This window comes from Faecousia sp. (assembly GCF_048519415.1).
Classification (GTDB): domain Bacteria; phylum Bacillota; class Clostridia; order Oscillospirales; family Oscillospiraceae; genus JAZOXB01.
The window spans coordinates 1-18,059 of sequence record NZ_DBFZUT010000001.1 but is presented as its reverse complement, the minus strand read 5'-3'; the positions used below and the strand labels follow the sequence as shown (position 1 = coordinate 18,059).

15 protein-coding genes are annotated in these 18,059 nt (G+C 58.8%); 9 read left to right on the top strand and 6 right to left on the bottom strand.

All coding sequences use genetic code 11. The features are described from left to right. Positions 1-441 precede the first annotated feature (441 nt). The 5 genes from ACMKFF_RS00075 to ACMKFF_RS00055 all read left to right on the top strand — a co-directional run bounded on the left by ACMKFF_RS00075 (position 442) and on the right by ACMKFF_RS00055 (position 2,917). Positions 442-927: a hypothetical protein gene (locus ACMKFF_RS00075; RefSeq protein ID WP_419495668.1), complete on the top strand. Its 486-nt coding sequence runs from the start codon at positions 442-444 to the stop codon at positions 925-927. A gap of 141 nt (positions 928-1,068) precedes the next feature. Continuing rightward, the gene (locus ACMKFF_RS00070) at positions 1,069-1,473 is read left to right on the top strand and encodes a DUF5071 domain-containing protein (RefSeq protein ID WP_419495667.1); all 405 of its coding nucleotides are present in this window, start codon (positions 1,069-1,071) and stop codon (positions 1,471-1,473) included. Positions 1,474-1,491: 18 nt separating this feature from the next. Then, complete coding sequence (locus ACMKFF_RS00065; RefSeq protein WP_419495666.1) at positions 1,492-1,932, top strand: hypothetical protein; 441 nt, start codon at positions 1,492-1,494, stop codon at positions 1,930-1,932. A gap of 13 nt (positions 1,933-1,945) precedes the next feature. Beyond that, positions 1,946-2,410, top strand: a complete 465-nt coding sequence (locus ACMKFF_RS00060; RefSeq protein WP_419495665.1) for a hypothetical protein — start codon at positions 1,946-1,948, stop codon at positions 2,408-2,410. A 60-nt stretch (positions 2,411-2,470) separates the two neighbouring features. After that, entirely contained in the window at positions 2,471-2,917 is a 447-nt protein-coding gene (locus tag ACMKFF_RS00055) for a hypothetical protein (RefSeq protein WP_419495664.1), read from the top strand. 394 nt (positions 2,918-3,311) lie between these two features. Here ACMKFF_RS00055 and ACMKFF_RS00050 read toward each other — a convergent pair whose 3' ends face one another. Continuing rightward, on the bottom strand, positions 3,312-4,055 hold the full coding sequence (locus ACMKFF_RS00050) for an SDR family NAD(P)-dependent oxidoreductase (protein ID WP_419495663.1): 744 nt from the start codon (positions 4,053-4,055) through the stop codon (positions 3,312-3,314). Between the two features lie 249 nt (positions 4,056-4,304). Here ACMKFF_RS00050 and ACMKFF_RS00045 point away from each other — a divergent pair, with 249 nt between their 5' ends. Continuing rightward, complete coding sequence (locus ACMKFF_RS00045) at positions 4,305-5,597, top strand: MATE family efflux transporter (RefSeq protein ID WP_418464617.1); 1,293 nt, start codon at positions 4,305-4,307, stop codon at positions 5,595-5,597. 49 nt (positions 5,598-5,646) lie between these two features. On the opposite strand, the gene ACMKFF_RS00040 is transcribed toward ACMKFF_RS00045, so the two are convergent. Next, positions 5,647-6,690: a YeiH family protein gene (locus ACMKFF_RS00040; RefSeq protein WP_419495662.1), complete on the bottom strand. Its 1,044-nt coding sequence runs from the start codon at positions 6,688-6,690 to the stop codon at positions 5,647-5,649. A gap of 110 nt (positions 6,691-6,800) precedes the next feature. On the opposite strand from ACMKFF_RS00040, the gene ACMKFF_RS00035 reads away from it, so the two are divergent. Further along, a complete protein-coding gene (locus ACMKFF_RS00035) occupies positions 6,801-7,667 on the top strand; it encodes a LysR family transcriptional regulator (protein WP_419495661.1) in 867 nt (288 codons plus the stop codon). 611 nt (positions 7,668-8,278) lie between these two features. Here the strand turns inward: ACMKFF_RS00035 and ACMKFF_RS00030 are convergent. The 4 genes from ACMKFF_RS00030 to ACMKFF_RS00015 form a co-directional block, all read right to left on the bottom strand. Next, a complete protein-coding gene (locus ACMKFF_RS00030) occupies positions 8,279-9,763 on the bottom strand; it encodes an S-layer homology domain-containing protein (protein WP_419495660.1) in 1,485 nt (494 codons plus the stop codon). 289 nt (positions 9,764-10,052) lie between these two features. Next, positions 10,053-12,182 carry a hypothetical protein gene (locus tag ACMKFF_RS00025; protein ID WP_419495659.1) on the bottom strand — a complete coding sequence of 710 codons (2,130 nt, stop codon included), beginning with the start codon at positions 12,180-12,182 and terminating at the stop codon, positions 10,053-10,055. A gap of 27 nt (positions 12,183-12,209) precedes the next feature. Continuing rightward, a complete protein-coding gene (locus tag ACMKFF_RS00020; RefSeq protein ID WP_419495658.1) occupies positions 12,210-14,321 on the bottom strand; it encodes an efflux RND transporter permease subunit in 2,112 nt (703 codons plus the stop codon). A gap of 3 nt (positions 14,322-14,324) precedes the next feature. Further along, entirely contained in the window at positions 14,325-14,918 is a 594-nt protein-coding gene (locus ACMKFF_RS00015) for an HdeD family acid-resistance protein (RefSeq protein WP_349134796.1), read from the bottom strand. A 1,014-nt stretch (positions 14,919-15,932) separates the two neighbouring features. On the opposite strand from ACMKFF_RS00015, the gene ACMKFF_RS00010 reads away from it, so the two are divergent. Then, positions 15,933-17,027, top strand: coding sequence for a hypothetical protein (locus ACMKFF_RS00010; protein WP_419495657.1), 1,095 nt, complete (start codon positions 15,933-15,935; stop codon positions 17,025-17,027). Between the two features lie 282 nt (positions 17,028-17,309). After that, positions 17,310-18,011 (top strand): hypothetical protein, encoded by a 702-nt coding sequence (locus ACMKFF_RS00005; RefSeq protein WP_419495656.1) that lies wholly within the window; start codon positions 17,310-17,312, stop codon positions 18,009-18,011. Positions 18,012-18,059 lie beyond the last annotated feature (48 nt).

Here is an 18,059-nt window from a genome sequence, read left to right as displayed (position 1 = left end):
AAGACATATATAGGGTGAAGGGCATCCGAGTGTGGGTACCCGCGCAGGCCACGAGGCAGGGCCGCGCGGATATCGGAACCGCCCTCCTTTTCCCCGCTGTCCTTCCCGCGGTTTTTGACACCCGGGGCAGGCAAGGCGGCGGGGTCTCCCCTGCGCGGCCGGTCTCTTTCCCCCGGCTGCGCAGGGGGCTTCTCTCAGCTTGCCAAAAAAGTCCTTCGGGATCTCGCTGCGTTCAGAATCGCAAATAGAGTTTTGAAGCATTTTGTTTTGCAATTCTGCCGCCGCGGGTCATTAACGTGAAAAGGCACTCTCAAAAAATATTTTTTCGATTAATTTCAAAGATATCTTTTCTATGCGATTATGATATACTAATTTTAAGATGTATTTTGTTTTTTTTGCAACTCGTAACATTATATTAACCACAAGAGGGGCGTGCAGCATATGGAGCATCGGCATATCCCTGCCGCAAAGGACGGCAGCATTCCCGACGCGAAAACGCGTTTTCGGCGCGGGCAGGACATTTTTCTGGAGGACGTATGGTACGGCCGCTGCGCGATCTGCGGCGAGCTGATCCGCCCGCCGAAGCTGTGGTACTGGTACCGGAACGGCCTTTTTCTGCTTCCCGCTGCAGCGTATTTTCCGATCCTTATCTGGCTCCTCAACCTGGCTGTCAGGACTGACGGTCCGGCATATCTGGCTTTCGTTCTGCTTCTGCTCACCTGCTTGTCACTCTTCGCGATCAGCGAGCTGATCGAGCGTGCCATTCTGACCTTCGGGCGGTGGCAGGAGTTTCCCACGGGTCTGAAAGCCAAACAGCTGCAGTTTCGCAGCGACCGAAAAAGCCAAAAGCGAATTTTCATTTGGTTTGGCATTTCTTTGTCTTTCTATTTTGTCTATTTTGCGCTGATCTGCTTTTTCCGTCGCTGACAACGCCGTATATCCCACCCTCCCCGCAGCAGTAACTTCCGACAGAAAGAAAGGAGCACCCTGCGATGAAGCTTGATTCTCCCGAAGCCCCGATCGCGCTCAGCCCGGTGTGGTTCGTGTGAGCACCGGAGGATGTAAAGAATGACAGAGATCGATGTGATCATGGGGATGCTGGGCTGGAACAACAGCGCCGAGGAGCAGGCCGCCGGACTTGCGCAGGCGGCGCAGGTGGAAAACTTTCAAGTCTTTTTGCAGCCCCGCACGGAGCACTACAACAAAAACGTGTGGGACAATTGCGCAAAAGCTCTGGCAATGCGGTCGGATGCGGAATTAGACGCCTGTTTGGAAAACCTGTTGGCATGGCTGCGCGACATGAATTGGCCGGGCGCTTTTCTCATCCTCGAAAGGCTGCAGGCTTTTCAGAACTCGGCGGCGCTCCATCGGGCGATCGCGGGAAGCCTTCTGTGCGCGCAGGCGCTCGGGGACGAGGTATGGGAGGAGAATCTCAGAAAACTGCAAAATTGTGAAAACACGATATCTACATAGGATGAGAGGAGGCCCCACATGCGCGAAGTTGATCTGGAACTGGATTTTTGTCCCAAATGCGAACCGGAGGAAACGCAGGACCCATTCCCTGCACAGGAACACTGCTTTTTTAACTCATTTGCGACGGTCGTGCAGTGCACAAAATGCGGAACGCGTTATGTTCCATCGCCCAAATCGGGAGTGATCATCACGCTGAGCTGTTGTTTGTGGTTTTGGGTGAGTTTTTACTTGGGCAATAGCTGGAACTCGCCGGTGGCAACGGCTGTGTTATTCCTGCTTGCTTTTCTGATGTATACCTTTGTCGAGATTTTGCTTCGCCGCTTCGGAACGTGGCGTCCGATTTCCGGAAATAAGCCCTTGGAACAGCAGGAATATCTGCTGCCCACGATCATCTGGTCCATGCTCACGGCGCTGGGGCTGTCTCTTCTGATGTTTGCCGTGACGGCCCTGATGCGATAAAGGAGGGATTCTTATGGAATTAAGCAGCTGCCCGCAATGCTCCGCCAAGCGGAATATCCCGCTCTCATTCAGCTTTTTTCTGACAAACCGGTTCCATCTGGCCCTTTCCTGCAGCCACTGCGGTGCGAGATATGTGCCCACGATGCTGCAGCGCATCGTGCAGCTGGTTTTGGTACTGGTACTCGGGACCACGTTTGGGCTGCTCTATGTTCCCGCTCTGAAGCTTGCAAGTACTCTTTCCAAGATCGGCCTCTTCGGTCTGCAGCCCTTCCGGCTGTTCGCACTCCTGCTCCTGTTCGCGCTGGCACACTGGCTCCCGCTTCGCGTTCTGCCGTGGAAGCTGCAAGCAGACAACGAAGAGTTCCACCGTGGACGATCTGTCTCCTTTTTTATCATTTCTTTTGTGAGCCTCATATTGGCGATCCCGCTGGTCGCTTACCTGTTCGACCGGGAAGCCCTGCGCGCATTTTTCCCCTGATAGCAGCTCCTACGCCAGCGAAGCATTGCTCGCCGCTCTATTGAAAAGGGAGGAATCAACATGCACCAATATGCCCATTATCCCGTTGACGGCAATACGTTCCGGGAGAGATTGCGGAACGTGAGCTTTACGCGAAGAAGATGGCAGGACTGTCCTGCCATGCCCTGTCCCGGCTGCGGATGCAGGATCATCCCGTCTATTCCGGCAACGATCCTGCAGGACGTCTGCCTGATGCTCGGTTTTTTCCTTTTTCCGCTGAGCTTTCTGCTTCTCCGGATGCGCGCACACGTTTCCCCAGTTTGGGGCGTGCTCTGCGCTTTACTGTGGTGGCTCATCCAGTTTACGCTGCCGACGCTTTTTGCGATCTCCATCCCATGGAAGCTGCAGGGAGAATCACAGAGCGCCGATCGATTTCATAAAATAGTATCCCATCCGATCATGGCCATCGGCCGCTCCCTGCTGGAAGCCGCCCCCGCCCTGTTTCTGCTGTATTATTGGGGGCTATAAAAGCAGGCATCGGCACTTGACGCGCAAAGATCGCTGCACGTTCTTCTCTCTCCCTGCTGAAAACGAGCCCGCATTCCTGTTCCTGAAATCGCTTTACGTCCTGTTACAGAACTCTTCCGAAAAATTTTTCAAATTTTTTTGAAAAACCTGTCAGGAATGCGTTTCTGAAGACATATATAGGATGAAGGGGTCCCGCTCCCCTGCCCGCAGGCGAAGAGGCATCGCACGCGGCGCAGGACCTGCCAAAAGCCGGGCCCCGGCCGTCCTCCCGCAGCCATTCCGGCGCGGGACGGCATGAAAATTTCCCTGCGCTGCCGGTCTCTTTCCCACCGGCAGCGCAGGGGCTGTTTTTATTCTGGCTTCCGGATCAAGTATCACCCCGGCAGCTTTCCGCTCAGGTCTGCGCTGCGCCGTCGACGGACAGGATCTCACCCGTTACATAGCTTGCCAGATCGCTGGCAAGAAACAGATAGGCGTTGGCGACCTCCTGCGGCTCGCCGATGCGGCCGAGCGGGATGGGCGCGCTGATGCGGTCGACCAACTCCTGCGGCAGGGCCGCGACCATATCCGTCCGCGTGACGCCGGGCGCGACCGCATTGACGCGGATGCCCGCACGGCCAAGCTCCCGGGCGAGGCTGCGTGTCAGGCCGTTGACGGCAAATTTGCTGGTGGGATAGCCGACGCCGCTCGGCTGACCATAGAGGCTGACCATGGAGCTGGTGTTGATGATGCAGCCCTTCCCTGCCGCGCGCATGATCGGCTCGACGGCCTTGCAGCCGTGGAACACCGCTGTGACATTCAGGTCCATGATGCTTCGGAACGCCTCGGGCGAATAATCCGCCAGCGGCTCCCGCGCGGAGATGCCGGCATTGTTCACCAGAATATCCACCCCGCCGAAGGCCTGCGCGACCTCCTGCACCGCCCGCTCCACGGCGGCGTAGTCCGTCAGATCGGGCCAGAGGCCCATCACCGGCCAGTTCGGCTGCTCCTCCCGCAGCTGCGCCAGCGCTCTCTGCACGGAGGCCTCCCTGCTGCCGAACAGCGCCACCTTTGCCCCATTGTGCAGGAACGTCCGGACAACGGCAAGCCCGATGCCGCGCGTTCCACCGGTCACGATCGCAATTTTTCCGTTTAACATATTCTGTACTCCTTTCCATCGATCCGTTTTATTCGGTATTATTTTATCGATTCAATAATATCAAATATTCCCGCAAAAATCAATCCTTTTTTTCATCAGGATCATAGACGGCGTGCATGATCGGGCTCCGGCTTGACAGTTTTCTCCGCATTCGGTACAATATGAAGGAATGATTACCTGCGGAAGGAAGCGACTGTCCTGAAACCCGGAACCGACTATCTGATCACCGAAAGGCCCGCGCGGGCGCTTTTGAAATTCTCCCTGCCGATGATCGTCGGCAACCTCTTCCAGCAGGCCTATACCATCGTGGACTCCGCGATCGTCGGCCACTACAACGGCGAAGCGGCGCTGGCCGCCGTCGGCGCGTCCTCCGCGCTCACAACGATCTTCATCTGCGTGGCCATCGGCGGCGGCATCGGCGCCTCCGTCATCATCAGCCAGCATTTCGGCGCGAAGCGCTTTGCCCGCATGAAGTCCGCCGTCTACACCGCCCTGCTGACGTTTCTGGCCGTCAGCGTCCTGCTGGCTGGCGTCGGGCTGCTGTGCAGTGAGCAGATCATGACCGCCCTGAAGACTCCGCCCGACGCGCTGGAGATCGCAGTCACCTATCTGAACATCTATTTCTATGGTCTGCCCTTTCTCTTTCTCTATAATATCCTGTCCTCCCTGTTCAATGCGCTCGGAAAATCGCGCATCCCGCTGTATTTCCTGATTTTTTCCTCGCTGCTGAATGTCGTGCTGGACTGGTATTTCGTCGCCGTGCTGCACCGGGGCGTGCCCGGCGCAGCCTATGCCACGTTTCTGGCGCAGGGCCTGTCCGCCGTGCTGTCGTTCGGCGTGTTCCTGCTGGAGCTGCGGCGCATCCCGGAGCGCTCGAACGGTCTGTTCCGCTTCGGAGAGCTGCGCGCCATGACGCGCGTGGCCCTGCCGTCCATCCTGCAGCAGTCCACGGTCTCCATCGGCATGATGCTCGTGCAGTCCGTGGTCAACGGCTTCGGCACGCAGATCCTCGCAGGCTTTTCCGCCGCGGCGCGCATCGAATCGCTGTGTATCGTGCCCATGGCCGCCATCAGCAATGCCCTGTCCTCCTACACGGCGCAGAACATCGGCGCGGAGAAGCCGGAGCGCGTGCCGCAGGGCTACCGCGCGGCCAATCGGATGATCGTGCTGATCTCCGTGCTGCTGTGCGTCCTTCTGGAGCTGTTCCGCACGCCGATCATCGCCATGTTCCTCGATGCCGCCCCCTCGCCCGAGACCGTGGCGACCGGCGAGCACTATCTGCAGTTCATCGGCTTTTTCTTCTGCTTCATCGGCTTCAAAATGGCTGTAGACGGCATCCTGCGCGGCGCGGGCGACGTGAAAATGTTCACGATCGCAAACCTCGTCAATCTGGCCATTCGCGTGCTGCTGTCGTGGCTCTGCGCGCCGCTCTGGGGCGTCGAGATCGTCTGGTACGCCGTGCCGGTCGGCTGGCTGGCAAACTTTGTCATCTCCTTCGCACATTACCGCACCGGAAAGTGGAAGGAAAAACGGATCGCATAAAAAAATCCGCGCCATCCTGCAGCAGGACAGCGCGGATTTTTATATACTTTCAAAGCAGCGTACCGCTCGGCGCAACGCCGATGGCATATTCGACTGCGATGGCGACCAGCACGACGAGCAGAGAGATGATAAAGCCGTGCAGCATGGGCTTCAGGCCCGCCCTGCGCATGTCGGAGAAGCTCGTGTTCAGGCCGATGGCAGCCAATGCCGTGACCATGAGAAACTTGCTGATATCCTTGAGCACGGAGGCGACGGAGGCCGGGATGTACCCGAGGCTGTTCACGCCGCACAGAGCGAGGAAGCCAAGGATGAACCACGGGAAGACCGACTTCATGTTGACCTTGACGGCCGACGGATCGCCCGCCGTTTCCTTCTTCTTTACATGCATGCCGATGAGGGCGAAGATCAGCACCGTCGGGATGATCGCCAGCGTGCGCGTCAGCTTCACCATCGTGGCGAAATCGCCCGCCTGCTCACTGAAGGCGTAGCCCGCCGCCACAACGCTCGACGTGTCATTCACGGCCGTTCCGGCCCAGAGGCCGTAGGCGGCGTCGGACAGGCCGAGCCAGCGGCCGAGGATCGGGAACAGCACGATCATCGCCATGTCGAACAGGAACGTCGCGGACATGCCGTAGGCCACGTCGACATCCGTCGCGTCAATGACGGGCGCGATGGCCGCAATGGCAGAGCCGCCGCAGATGCCCGTTCCGGCAGAGATGAGGTTACTCATCTTCCAGTTCAGGCCGAGCGCCTTGCCGATGAAATAGCCGACGCCGAAGCAGGTGGCCAGCGTGAAAAGCATGACCGTCAGCGAAAAGCGGCCGACCTTCAGCACCGTCATGATGTTCAGGCTCGCGCCGAGCAGGATGATGGCGAGCTTCAGTACCTTTTTGGACGTGAAGCGGATACCGGGCGACGTGACCGCGTTTGGCTTGAAAAAGCGGTTGATGACCATGCCGATGAACAGCGCAATGACGGACGCGCCGATCAAATGCAGGCCAGCCAGCCCCTCGAGATACTCCAGTCCCTTGGCCGCGGCCGCAATGACGAGCGCCATTGCCAGACCGGGCACCATTTTCCAGATCGTTTTCATAAGAACCCTCCGTTTTTTCTGTAGCGATTGCATTATAGCACGCCCGTGTGATAAAATAAAATTATTCTTTAGAATAAAACGATTCCATGTCGTTATCAAGGAGGGCATTCATGGACCGGAGGCTCGAGACATTTCTGGCTGTCTGCCAGACGATGAATTACCGCCGCGCGGCTGAGGCGCTGCACCTGACGCAGCCCGCCGTGACGAAGCAGATCCAGTCGCTGGAGGCGTCCTACGGCGTCCGCCTGTTTTCCTATGACGGGCGGAAGCTGAGGAAGACCGCCCCCGGCAGCGCGCTGGAGGTCTTCGCCATCTCGCAGCGCTATCAGGAGCAGGAGCTGGAGCGTGCGCTGCACGCCGCTCCGCGCAAAATTCTCCGCGTCGGCGCGACGAAGACCATCGGCGACTATATCCTCCCGCCCGCCATCTGCAGCTTTGTCCGCGCGCCGGAGCACGAGCTGCAGTTCACCGTGGACAACACGACGCGCCTGCTCGGGCAGCTCGAGGCGGGGCAGCTGGATTTTGTGGTCGTGGAGGGCATTTTCGACAAGCGCCGCTATGACAGCTTCCTGCTGCGGGAGGAGCCGTATATCGGCATCTGCGCGGCCGGGCACCGCTTTGCCGGACGGCGCGTCTCGCTGGAGGAGCTACTGACCGAGACGCTCCTGCTGCGGGAGCCCGGCTCCGGCACGCGCAGCATCCTCGAGCGCGAGCTGATGCAGGTGAGCTACAGCACGGCGGCATTTTCCCGGACGATCTGCATCAGCAGCTTTCCCGTCATCCGCGCGCTGACGGCGGCGAACTGCGGCATCAGCTTTCTCTATGAGGCCGTGGTGCGCGGCAGCCCGGAGATCGGCAGCTTCACCTGTCCCCCGCTCACCGGACGGCACGAGCTGAATGTCGTTTTCCTGCAGCATACCGGCGCAGGCAGCCTCGCCCGCGAATTCGTCGCGCCCGTGATGGAGCAGCTTCCCTGACCGGCCGACAGAAATGCCAGCGACGAGCGAACGATCGGTACAGACCGCCGATAAAACGCACAAACCGATTGCGTCTGTAGCGGCGTTCCCTGAGCGCCATGCACATCTGCAAATTCCCACGCACTCCGTCGACCGCACAGGTTCCCGGATTTGTCATTGCGAGGAGGCCGCAGGCCGACGTGGCAATCTCGGGGAGGCACCTACGATTTCACCGGTAGCTTTCCTGCAATTCAATCGGGTACTGCGAGATTGCCACGGCCCCTTTGGGGCCTCGCAATGACAAACCTGTTGGCCGCGCACTATAAAATCCATGCCGCAAAAGCTGCCAGCCCGCAAGGCGCTCGCTGAGCGCCACTGCAGACGCAACCGGTGCGTTCCATTTTAACTATGGTCTGTGCAAACCGGCAGCATTGCGCCGGTCGGGGCATCGGCCCCTACGCATTAAATGATACTGCCTGCACACGGGCGCTCGATGAGCGCCCCTACTGCGTCTAACAATACTGCCTGCACCGGCGGGCTGGGGGCAGTCCGCCCTACGGATTCTGTCGATCGTGCCTGCGTGGTAAAGGATCAGCCCCTGCGGGGCGGTTGGCCTTGCAGGGGCTGATTGATCAGTTGTTTGTGAGGAAGTCTACGAGGCGGCAGAGCATGGTTGCGATTTCGGCGCGGGTGGCGTTGCTGCGGGGCTCAAGGGTGGTCGGGGAGGTACCGTTGATGATACCGGCGCCGACGGCCCACTGGATCGGCTCGCGCGCGTAATCGGAAATTCGGTTGCGGTCGCTAAAGCCCGAAAGGTCGCCGCTCGCAATGCAGGTATAGCCGCAGAGCACAGCGTAGCGGTACAGGAAGGCCGCCAGCTGCTCACGGGTCACGGGGTCATTCGGGGAGAATTCCGTCTCGCTCGTGCCGTTGCAGACGCCAACTGCCTTGGCCCAGTTGACGGCGTCGTAGTACCACTGGCCCTCTACGACATCGTCGAAGGCCTTCTGCACATAGACTCTCGGGCGGTCGCTCATGTTGTAGAGCACCTGCACGACCATTGCGCGGCTCGTGGTGGCCAGCGGCTCGAAGGTGGTTTCGCTCGTGCCGTTCATCAGGCCGAGCCAGTAGACATCATGGACATATGGGAAGTACCATTCGTTTTCCGGAACGTCGACGAAGGGCGTCTTTGCCATGTCGAGGAATTTCAGCCCGTGCTCCTTTGCGTACTGCTCGGCATAAGTACCGGTCGTGCCGTAGACGGTGGTAATGCCGGATTTAACAGGAAGATTTGCAGGAAGACGCTCAAGGCATGCGGGCGTGTAAAGGTCGTTGATGATTTGGCCCCACTCCTCGGTGAACGCGCCATCCTCCACCACGCGGACATAGTCGCCGAGAACGAGTGAGGTGTTGTAATTTTTGCAGGTGCCTTCCACCTTGGTGATCGGCATTCCGTTGACCGCAGAGTCCATCACGAAAAGATTGCCATTGAAGGACGGATCGCGCAGGCTGACAAGGTAGATCGCCGTCAGCTCGTTGCCGTCCACGCGGAACACGCCGCTGTTGGCCGGCACATACTGGCTATCCGGATGGGCGTCCATCGGAATCAGGTCGCGGGCAAAGGCTCTGTGCTTTTCATAGCCGACACAGGTGTGACTGGCAAACAGCTTGGAGCCATAGGCGCTGCACTCCGGCGAAAGAGAGAAGTTTTGGGGCAGATAGTAGTAGTCGAGGGCATGGGCCCCCACGAAATTTTTCTCGATGTTGACCTCATTGTTGGGCAAGCTGACGAATACCAGATCGAATCCGGCAATGGAAATATGGTCGATAAAGGTCATGGTGTCCGGCAGGATAACGCCGACAACGCCTTCAAGATCGGTCAGGCCAAAGGTGTCGAGCCTCGTAACAGGGTATCCGTTCACATACTGCGGGATCTCCAGCACTTGCGGCAGGCTTCCCTTCACCGTGCTGTGGATTTCTGCATAGCCTTCCTCCGGATAGACCCAGTAGACAACGCCGTCGATCACGACCTCGTGATGCGTCGCTGCAAAAACCGTCGGGACGGCGGACAGCAGAAGGGCAAAGGCAAGAATCAGGCTGAACAAACGTTTTTTCATCGTGTCTGCTCCTCTCATTTTTGTGATGTCTCCATTATACCTGTTTATTCTAAGCTCGTCAATGCAAAATGCCCTCACGGGAAACATTTGTCGTTTTTGGGGAAAACTGCCAGCATGGATTATCCGCAGGGCAGGCATTCCTAAGTCCGCTGGTGCAGGCGGGGGCGGTTTGGTGAATAGTGAATAATGTAACGGCACAAGCATGCCCCGACCCTACAACACAAAACACCGCCCGGTGGGAGCTTTGCTCCCGCCGGGCGGTCGTGCAAAAGGGGGTCGTCTGTTTGACTCAGCCAATGGCCTCGGTGCGGTAGATGAACTTCACGCTGCCGTCCATTGCGGCGTCCAGGCCGGAATAGGTCTGGTAGTCGCCGGAGATACCGGCCAGCGCGCGGGCGCGCTCCAGCAGCGGCTCCACATCGCCGTCCATGGCGTCGACGAGCTTCTGGAAGCCCTCCTCATTGAGCTGCTTCAGGCCGTCGGACAGCTGCATCGCGCCGTCGCGCAGCGCCGTCACGCCGTCGATGAGGGCAGACGCGCCGCTGCTCAGCGTCGCCGTGCCGTCTGCCAGCCGGCTTGCACCGGCATAGAGGCTGGAAGCGCCGTTCTGCAGACTGGCTGCGCCGTTCTGCAGCTTCGCAGCGCCTGCGGCCGCACTGTCCACGCCGCCGGTGTAGGCCTGCAGGCCGACATAGAACTGATAATAGCCGTCAAGCTGAGATTTCAGGGCGCTGATGCTGGCTGCGCCGGAGCTTGCCTGCTCCAGAGCAGCCGTGATCTGATCCTGCACCTCGGGAGAATTCATGTTCTGGTCGATGAGCGTCTGGATCTGCGCCGCAGTCTGCTGGTCGATGAGGGCCGCGATATCGGCGCTTGCCATCTGCGCGGCGACCTGTTGGGAGATGAGCGCCTGCACATCGTCGGAGGCCATCTGGGCGTTGATCGCAGCCTCGATCTGTGCCTGCTGCTCCTCCGAGATCGTGCCGTCGGCAATACCGGCCGCATACGTCTCCGGGGTCAGGCCCATGGCCGCAAGGACCTTCGCCGTGACCTGCTCACGGACCGCAGCCGTGACCTGCTCGGTCACATTCTGCTGCACGGCGGCAGTAACAGCCGCGCGGATGGTCGCTTCCTGTGCATTGACGGCAGCCGTTACCTTGGCAAGAGCCGTCTGATAAGCCTGCTCATAAACGGCGGTCTGATCGAGAGAAGCCAGCGCGCCGTTGAGCACCTCGGCATAGTTGCCGATCGTCAGCTGCGGGATGCTGAGGCCCGCTGCGTTGATCTGCGTCGTGGCAGCGGCCAGCAGAGACTGGAACACCTGCTGCGCGCCCGCATTCAGGGCCGCGCTCTGGCCGGACAGGGTGGAAAGGCCGCCGTTCAGGGTCTGCATGCCGGTTGCCAGCTCGGCAGCGCCTGCGTTCAGGCTGCCCGCGCCGGTCTTCAGGGCGGCAGCGCCGTTGTTCAGCGTGCCGACGCCGTCCACGAGCGTCTGGGACTTTTCAAGCAGGGTCTCAAGGCCCTCATACAGCTCGGAAGAGCCGTCGAGGAGCTGCTGCATGGCGTCGGTCAGCTTGGCGAAGGATGCCTTCAGGTCGTCGACCGTCTCAAAATCGCTGTCCTGCAGCGCGCTGAAGACGGAGTTCGTTGCGAGCGTCAGGGTCGTGTCGAGTGCGAAGTCCGTCACATCGGCGCTGACCTCGACATAGTCCGGCAGCTCCAGCGTATCGCGCTCGATGTTCAGGTCGTCCTGCAGGCCCGGGAAGGCGATGCCGACGACAACGGTGTGCGAGCCGTCATTCACAACGCGGCCGTTCGTGACCTCGATGTTCGTGAAGCGCTCGTTGTCCAGCAGCATACCGGTCAGCGCGGCAAACGGGACATAGAGCGTCTCCTCCTTGCCGTCCACGGTCGCGGTCGTCGTGCAGTGGTTCTCATAGTCGAAGCGGATGGTCACCTTGCCGCTCTTGCCCGCCAGCTCGGCCGGGGCAATGTCCTTGCCGTCGAGCTGGTAGCTGATGTTCATGGTCACGGGCAGCTCGGTTTCGCTCTTGCCCTGATAGTAGATGTCATTGCCCTGTGCATCCCACGTCAGGCTCGTGCCGTTCGCGGTCCACGTCTCGTCGCCCTTGACGTTCTCGATGTCCGTCAGGTCCGAGACGTCCTGCAGGCTCGTTTCCTTGTTCGGATTTTTGAGCCAGTCGCTGACGATCACGCTCTGCTGCTTGCCGTCGGCTCCGGCGATGACATAAACGGTCTCTTCCTTCGAGGCGCGCTCCTCCGCCGCAGCGGAGGCCGCCTTCGTATCCTGCGGGGCGTGCAGCGCCCCATTCTCCGCATGGACCGACGCGCCGGTGATCGTGCAGATCAGTGCAGCGCACAGGCAGCCGGAGAGAATTTTATATCCGGTCTTTGTCATGATCTTCGTTCCTCCTGTCTTCGATTCTCAGCTGGCAGAAGCATCCTGCTTCTCCGCGTGTTTTCTGGAATGATTGCAATGGCGCATGCCAAGCGTCGTGGCGCACACGAGCCGGTCGCACAGAAGCAGCAGTGCCGGCAGGATGAGGATGACGCAGAGCATACTGACGATGGCGCCGCGCGCCATGAGCATGCACATCGAGCTGATGATGTCGATGTCGGAATAGATGGCCACGCCGAACGTTGCGGCGAACAGGCCCATGCCGCTGACGATGATCGAGGGGATCGACGTCGAAAGCGCGGTGATAACGGCAGGCCGCTTCTCCTTGCCTGCAAGGCGCTCGGCCTTATAGCGGGTCGTCATCAGGATGGCGTAGTCCACAGTCGCGCCAAGCTGGATCGTGCTGATGCAGATCGGGGCGATGAACGGCAGCGACTGGCCGAGGAAATGCGGCAGGCCGAGGTTGATGAAAATGGCCAGCTCAATGACGGCGATGAGCAGGAACGGCAGCGAGATGCTGCGCTCCACGAGCAGGATGATGAGGAAGATCGCAAGGATCGACACCGCGTTGACGACCTTGAAGTCGTGGTCGGTCGTTTCGATCATGTCCTTCATGCACGGGGCCTCGCCGATGAGCATACCGGTCGGATCATATTTCTTCAGAATGGCATTGAGCGAATCGATCTGGGCATTCACTTCGTCGCTCGCGACCTTGTACTCGGAGTTGATGAGCAGCAGCTCCCATTTGTCGCTCTTGAGAATAGAGCGGACCGAATCCGGCAGGATCTCCTCCGGCACGCCGGCGCCGACGACGGATTCGAGACCGAGGACGTATTTCACGCCGTCCACCTGCTCCATATCGGAGATCATGCTGCGCACCTGCTTCGACGGCAGGGACGCGTCCACGAGCAGCATGTGCGTTGAGGCGATGTCGAACTCCTCGGAGAGCTTGCTGTTTGCGATAACATACTCCATGTCCTCCGGCAGGCACTGGCCCATGTCGTAGTACACTTCGTCGTTCGTCTTGTCATAGGCGAAGTAGAACACCGGAGCCAGCACCACGAACAGCGCCAGGAACACCGGGAACACCTTCGTCACGCTCTTGGCCAAGCCATCCATCTTCGGAAGGATGGAGCGATGGCGCGTCTTCTGCAGGGGCTTGTCGAGCAGCAGGATGAGCGACGGCAGGACCGTCACGCAGGACAGCACACCGAGCAGGACGCCCTTCGCCATCACGATGCCAAGGTCGCGTCCCAGCGTGAACGACATGAAGCACAGGGCCAGGAAGCCCGCGATCGTCGTGATGGAGCTGCCGACGACGGACGTCAGCGTGGCGCTGATGGCGTGAGCCATGGCCTCGCATTTATCGGGGTAGATCGCGCGCTGCTCATTGTAGCTGTGCCACAGGAAGATGGAATAGTCCATCGTCACGGCCAGCTGCAGCACGGCGGACAGTGCCTTAGTGATGTAGGAAATCTCGCCCATGAACCAGTTGCTGCCGAGGTTCAGCAGAATGGCAGCGCCGATGCTGGCGAGGAACACAAACGGGATGAGCCAGCTGTCAAGGAAGACCATCATGGCCACGCACGCCAGCACAACGGCAATGGCAACGTAGATCGGCTCCTCCTGCTCGCACAGGTCCTTCAGATCCGTCACGAGGGCGGACATGCCGGAGACGAAGCACTGCTTGCCCGCAATGGAGCGAATCTCACGGATGGCGTCCATCGTCTCGTCCGCGGAGGTCGCGGTGTCGAAGAACACGGCCATCATCGTCGCGTCGCCGGTGTTGAAGGCGTCATAGAGCTTGTCGGGCAGAAGCTGCATCGGGATGGACGTGTCCATCAGGGAGTTGTACCACAGGACCGTCTCCACATGCTCGACGGATTCGAGCTTTTCCTGCAGGGCGGCAACGTCCTTTTCCGGCATATTCTCCACGACGATGAAGGAGAATGCGCCCTTGCCGAAGTCCTCCAGCAGTGCGTTCTGCCCGATGACGGTGTCCATGTCGTCCGGCAGATAATTGAGCATGTCGTAGTTGATCCGGGTCTCCAGCATGCCGAACACAGCCGGGATCATCAGAAGCACCGTGAGGATCAGGATCGCGACGCGGCCGCGCACGACCGCTTTGGAAAATCGCATGGTTTAACCTCTTTTCTCATAAAATTCCGCATCCAGAACATCAGGCTGCTGGTGCCGGATGATCTTGATCATGCTGCACGCGACGCAGAGGTTCAGGATGCCCTCTGCCAGCATCGCGATACCGAGCAGGACCAGCAGCGCCCGCGCGCCGTCCATCGGGCGGAACACGAGCAGCAGCCCGGCCAGACACGCCATGATCGCCAGCGTCAGGATCAGCCACCACGGCCGCAGGCCGAAGCGCTTCGAATCCGATGCCGCCTGGATCTTGAACAGGCCGTCGGCCAGAATGCAGATGCCGAGCACCAGACAGAAGAAGCTCACAAGCTGCACGGGACGCACGAGCACGATCAGCCCGAGCACGATCAGCAGGATCCCATAGGCCAGATCGAACTGAAACGCCAGCCGGTACAGATCGCGGGAAAAATACCCCATCAGCTTCACCGCGCCGAATCCGATCATCATGCAGCCCACCAGAATGCCGAGCAGCTTCATGGAGAAATCGGGCACCGCAATGAGCAGCACGCCGAACACGCAGTACAGCGCAGAAAGGACGATGTAGCTCGTCTTCGCCGCGCGCATGAATTTCACGGAACGCATGAAAGCACCTCCTTCGATTTTTGGGCAGCCCCGCCGGGCCTGCCCCTTGGAACAGTCCAGAGTATACCCCATCGCCCACCCCCGCGCCATAGACAATGCCGCTCCCCTGCCGGATTTTCAGACACGGAGGCGGTTTTGCCTAACGGAAGGGCTAAAAAAACGACACCGCCCCCCGAATTGTCATTGCGAGGCCCCGAAGGGGCCGTGCAATCTCTGGAAGGCACTGCCGTTTCGTACCGGCCGCCGTTAAAATGGCAGAAACCAAAAGTCAGCCTGTAGCGGCGTGCCCTTTACGGGCGGTGAGCGCCATGCAGGCTGAAGGTTTGGTGGCACAATCGCCGACCGCACATGCCGTTGTAGGGGAGCGGACAGCCGGGCCCGGCGCGGTACTCACGACTGGTACAGGCTGGCGTTAAAAAGGCTTCAGCCCCCAGGTTTGTCATTGCGAGGAGGCCGCAGGCCGACGTGGCAATCTCGGGAAGGCAGTTGCGGCTTCGCCATAACCTACCTGCTATCCACATGGGTACTGCGAGATTCCCACGTCGCTTCGCTCCTCGGAATGACAAGCTTGAATGTCTCGCGCCGCTGAATTAACACTTCAAAACCTGCAGTTGCCTACAGCGCTCAGGGAACGCCGCTGCAAACTGGCTTTGGGTTCCCATCATCTTAATGGCAGCCGACACCAATCTCCGCTGCAATTCCCTATTGTGCACTTTTTATACACCATCCGCATTCTTTCACTTATGCAAAATTATACATGTTATTTAATTTTTGATTATTGTAGTGATTTGTATCGTTTTTTTGTATCACATTTATTCCACCCCCCCGTTCTTCTATACGCATTACAGTCACAGTATACATATATCTTCCGCAGTAATTTCTATGTTATCTGCATTATTTTTTTTGCTTCAAACGTCTTGTGGAGGTCACTTGCATATGGTATACTCAAGTCGCAGATATCCTGCATTTCTTTGGAATTGCTGACTTACTATTGGAAGGAGTGGATCAAATATCATGAAGCGTTCAACGATTCTCTGTTCTTTGCTGCCGGTTCTGCTTGTCCTGTCCCTGTGCGCCTGTTCCGCCTCCCCGTCCGGTGCCTCTGACGGCGCTGAAACTCCCAACAACATCTTCCACGAACTCACCCTCCCCGCCGTAACGGAAGGTCAAGTCTCCGTTCTGGATGCCCGCGGCAGCCGGATCCTCTATGTGCAGGAGGAGAAGCTGCTCTCAAAGGACGGCGGTTACGCCTACTACGAGACAAAACAAGTCGGCATTTACGATGTCGATGCCCAGAAATCACTTGCCGTCTGGGAACCGGAAACGCCTGGCAACTATTTTGGCGGGGCCCTGCTGGATGGAGATGCTGCCATTCTCGCCCTCCAGCTGGACTACACAAACGCCTACCCCGCACAGTTTGCGGCCATGTACTTCGGCGGTTCGCAGCGCAGCCTCGTAGAATTCACCGGTGAACTGCAGTGGCTGCTCCCCTTCTCCGGCAAGGAGGCTCTTGCCAGCTACCGCACGGACGGCGGCGCTTTCGGTGTTTACCGTCTCTCCGCGGACGGCTGCACAGATGCTCTGCTGCTGCAGGCTGATGCGAACACCGAGCCGATGGGCGGCGATCTTGCTGTCTGCGGTGACCGCTTCTGCTATGCCTATGCCAAAAATGGCCAAGTCACCCTGTGCACCGTCTCCGCCGACGGCACGCAGGACGCTCTCACCCTGCCGGGGTCTGCGAAGCTGGACTCGTTCTGGCTGACCGATGGCGGCCCGCTCGTCTGCCAATATGTCGAGCAGAACGGCAAGGCGCAGCGGCTGCTCACGCGCTATGCCTCTGGCGAGACGCACGAGGTCACACGCCCGGCTGCGGACGGCGCGCTGTACCAGCTCCGCTTTACAAACGGCTGCGGCTTTGCCGTGAATGGCAGCTGGGGGCTTCAGCTCCTGCAGCTCTCCGAGGATGGCACGGTCAGCTGCCGTGGCGTAACGGAGTTGCCCGGTGAGCTAACCTCTGTGCAGGTCCGCATCCTGTCCAGCGGCGACGGCAGCTTCTGCCTGTTCTACCCCGAGGCACAGCGGTTGTTCCGCGCCGTGCCAAATAGCTGATATCGTTTCCCATGCCGCGGCCTTTTGGGCCGCGGCAGTTTTAGCGCCGCGAGACTGCCGGATTTGTCATTGCGAGGGCGCTTTGCGCCCGTGGCAATCTCGGGAAGGCAGTCACGATTTTGCTGGGACTTTTTCAATTTACCGTACTGCATATTATTGAAAATTACGGGATATTTTCTGTAAAAATATTGACAAAAAAGTTAAGGGGTGATATGCTGGACTTACCGGACGGGAATACTTGTCAAACGTTCAATTGGAACGGAAGGGAAGGAGAAAATGCCCATGAGAAACCCGAGATATTGGAAATTACTGGCTTTCACGATTGCAGTCATCGCCATTTCCTCCCTCCTGTTCGGCTGCACAAAGCAGAAATTGGACCCGATGACAAATATTTGGGTATCGCCTTGCTACATTCCCGGCTGGCTATACAATGAGGCAGGGGAATACCTGCATGTTGTATATGATGATGCATATCATACAAAGGATGCTTCGCCGGTAACGGCAGATTCCACAATGGAGATCCTGGAAGAGAGCACATGGCTGGCAGGTGTTTCGGCAACGACACCGAGCTATCAGATCCCTGATACGGGAAAGCTGCGTTTTGAAGTCACGGTGGAAAACGCCTCGATGCGGGTGGAGTCCAATGAGGTTTTTGTCTGGCTCGAGCTGAAAAGCGAGACCGATGATCAGTGGCTGGAGCTGACAACGACCGGCTTCCGTCTGAAGGGCAAAGTAACCTCATACAATGCAAGAGGACATTTTAACCAAGCGGTCTTTCCGAGCATAGATGAGTTCTATTACGACCTGACCGGCGGGCAGGAGAGCGACCTGCAGGTGTACTGGCAGGACAATACGCTCCGGATCGTCTCCGAAAGTCCCGGTGAAGTTACGCTGTATTTAAGAGACCTGAAGGATACCTACCAGTTCCCGGCAGGCGGCTGCGTGATCACGGACTTTGCCGACGGGAAGATCATCGTCCAATAATCAAAAACAGTTCCCGGCCCGGCGGCGTCCCCGCCGGGCCGGTGTCTG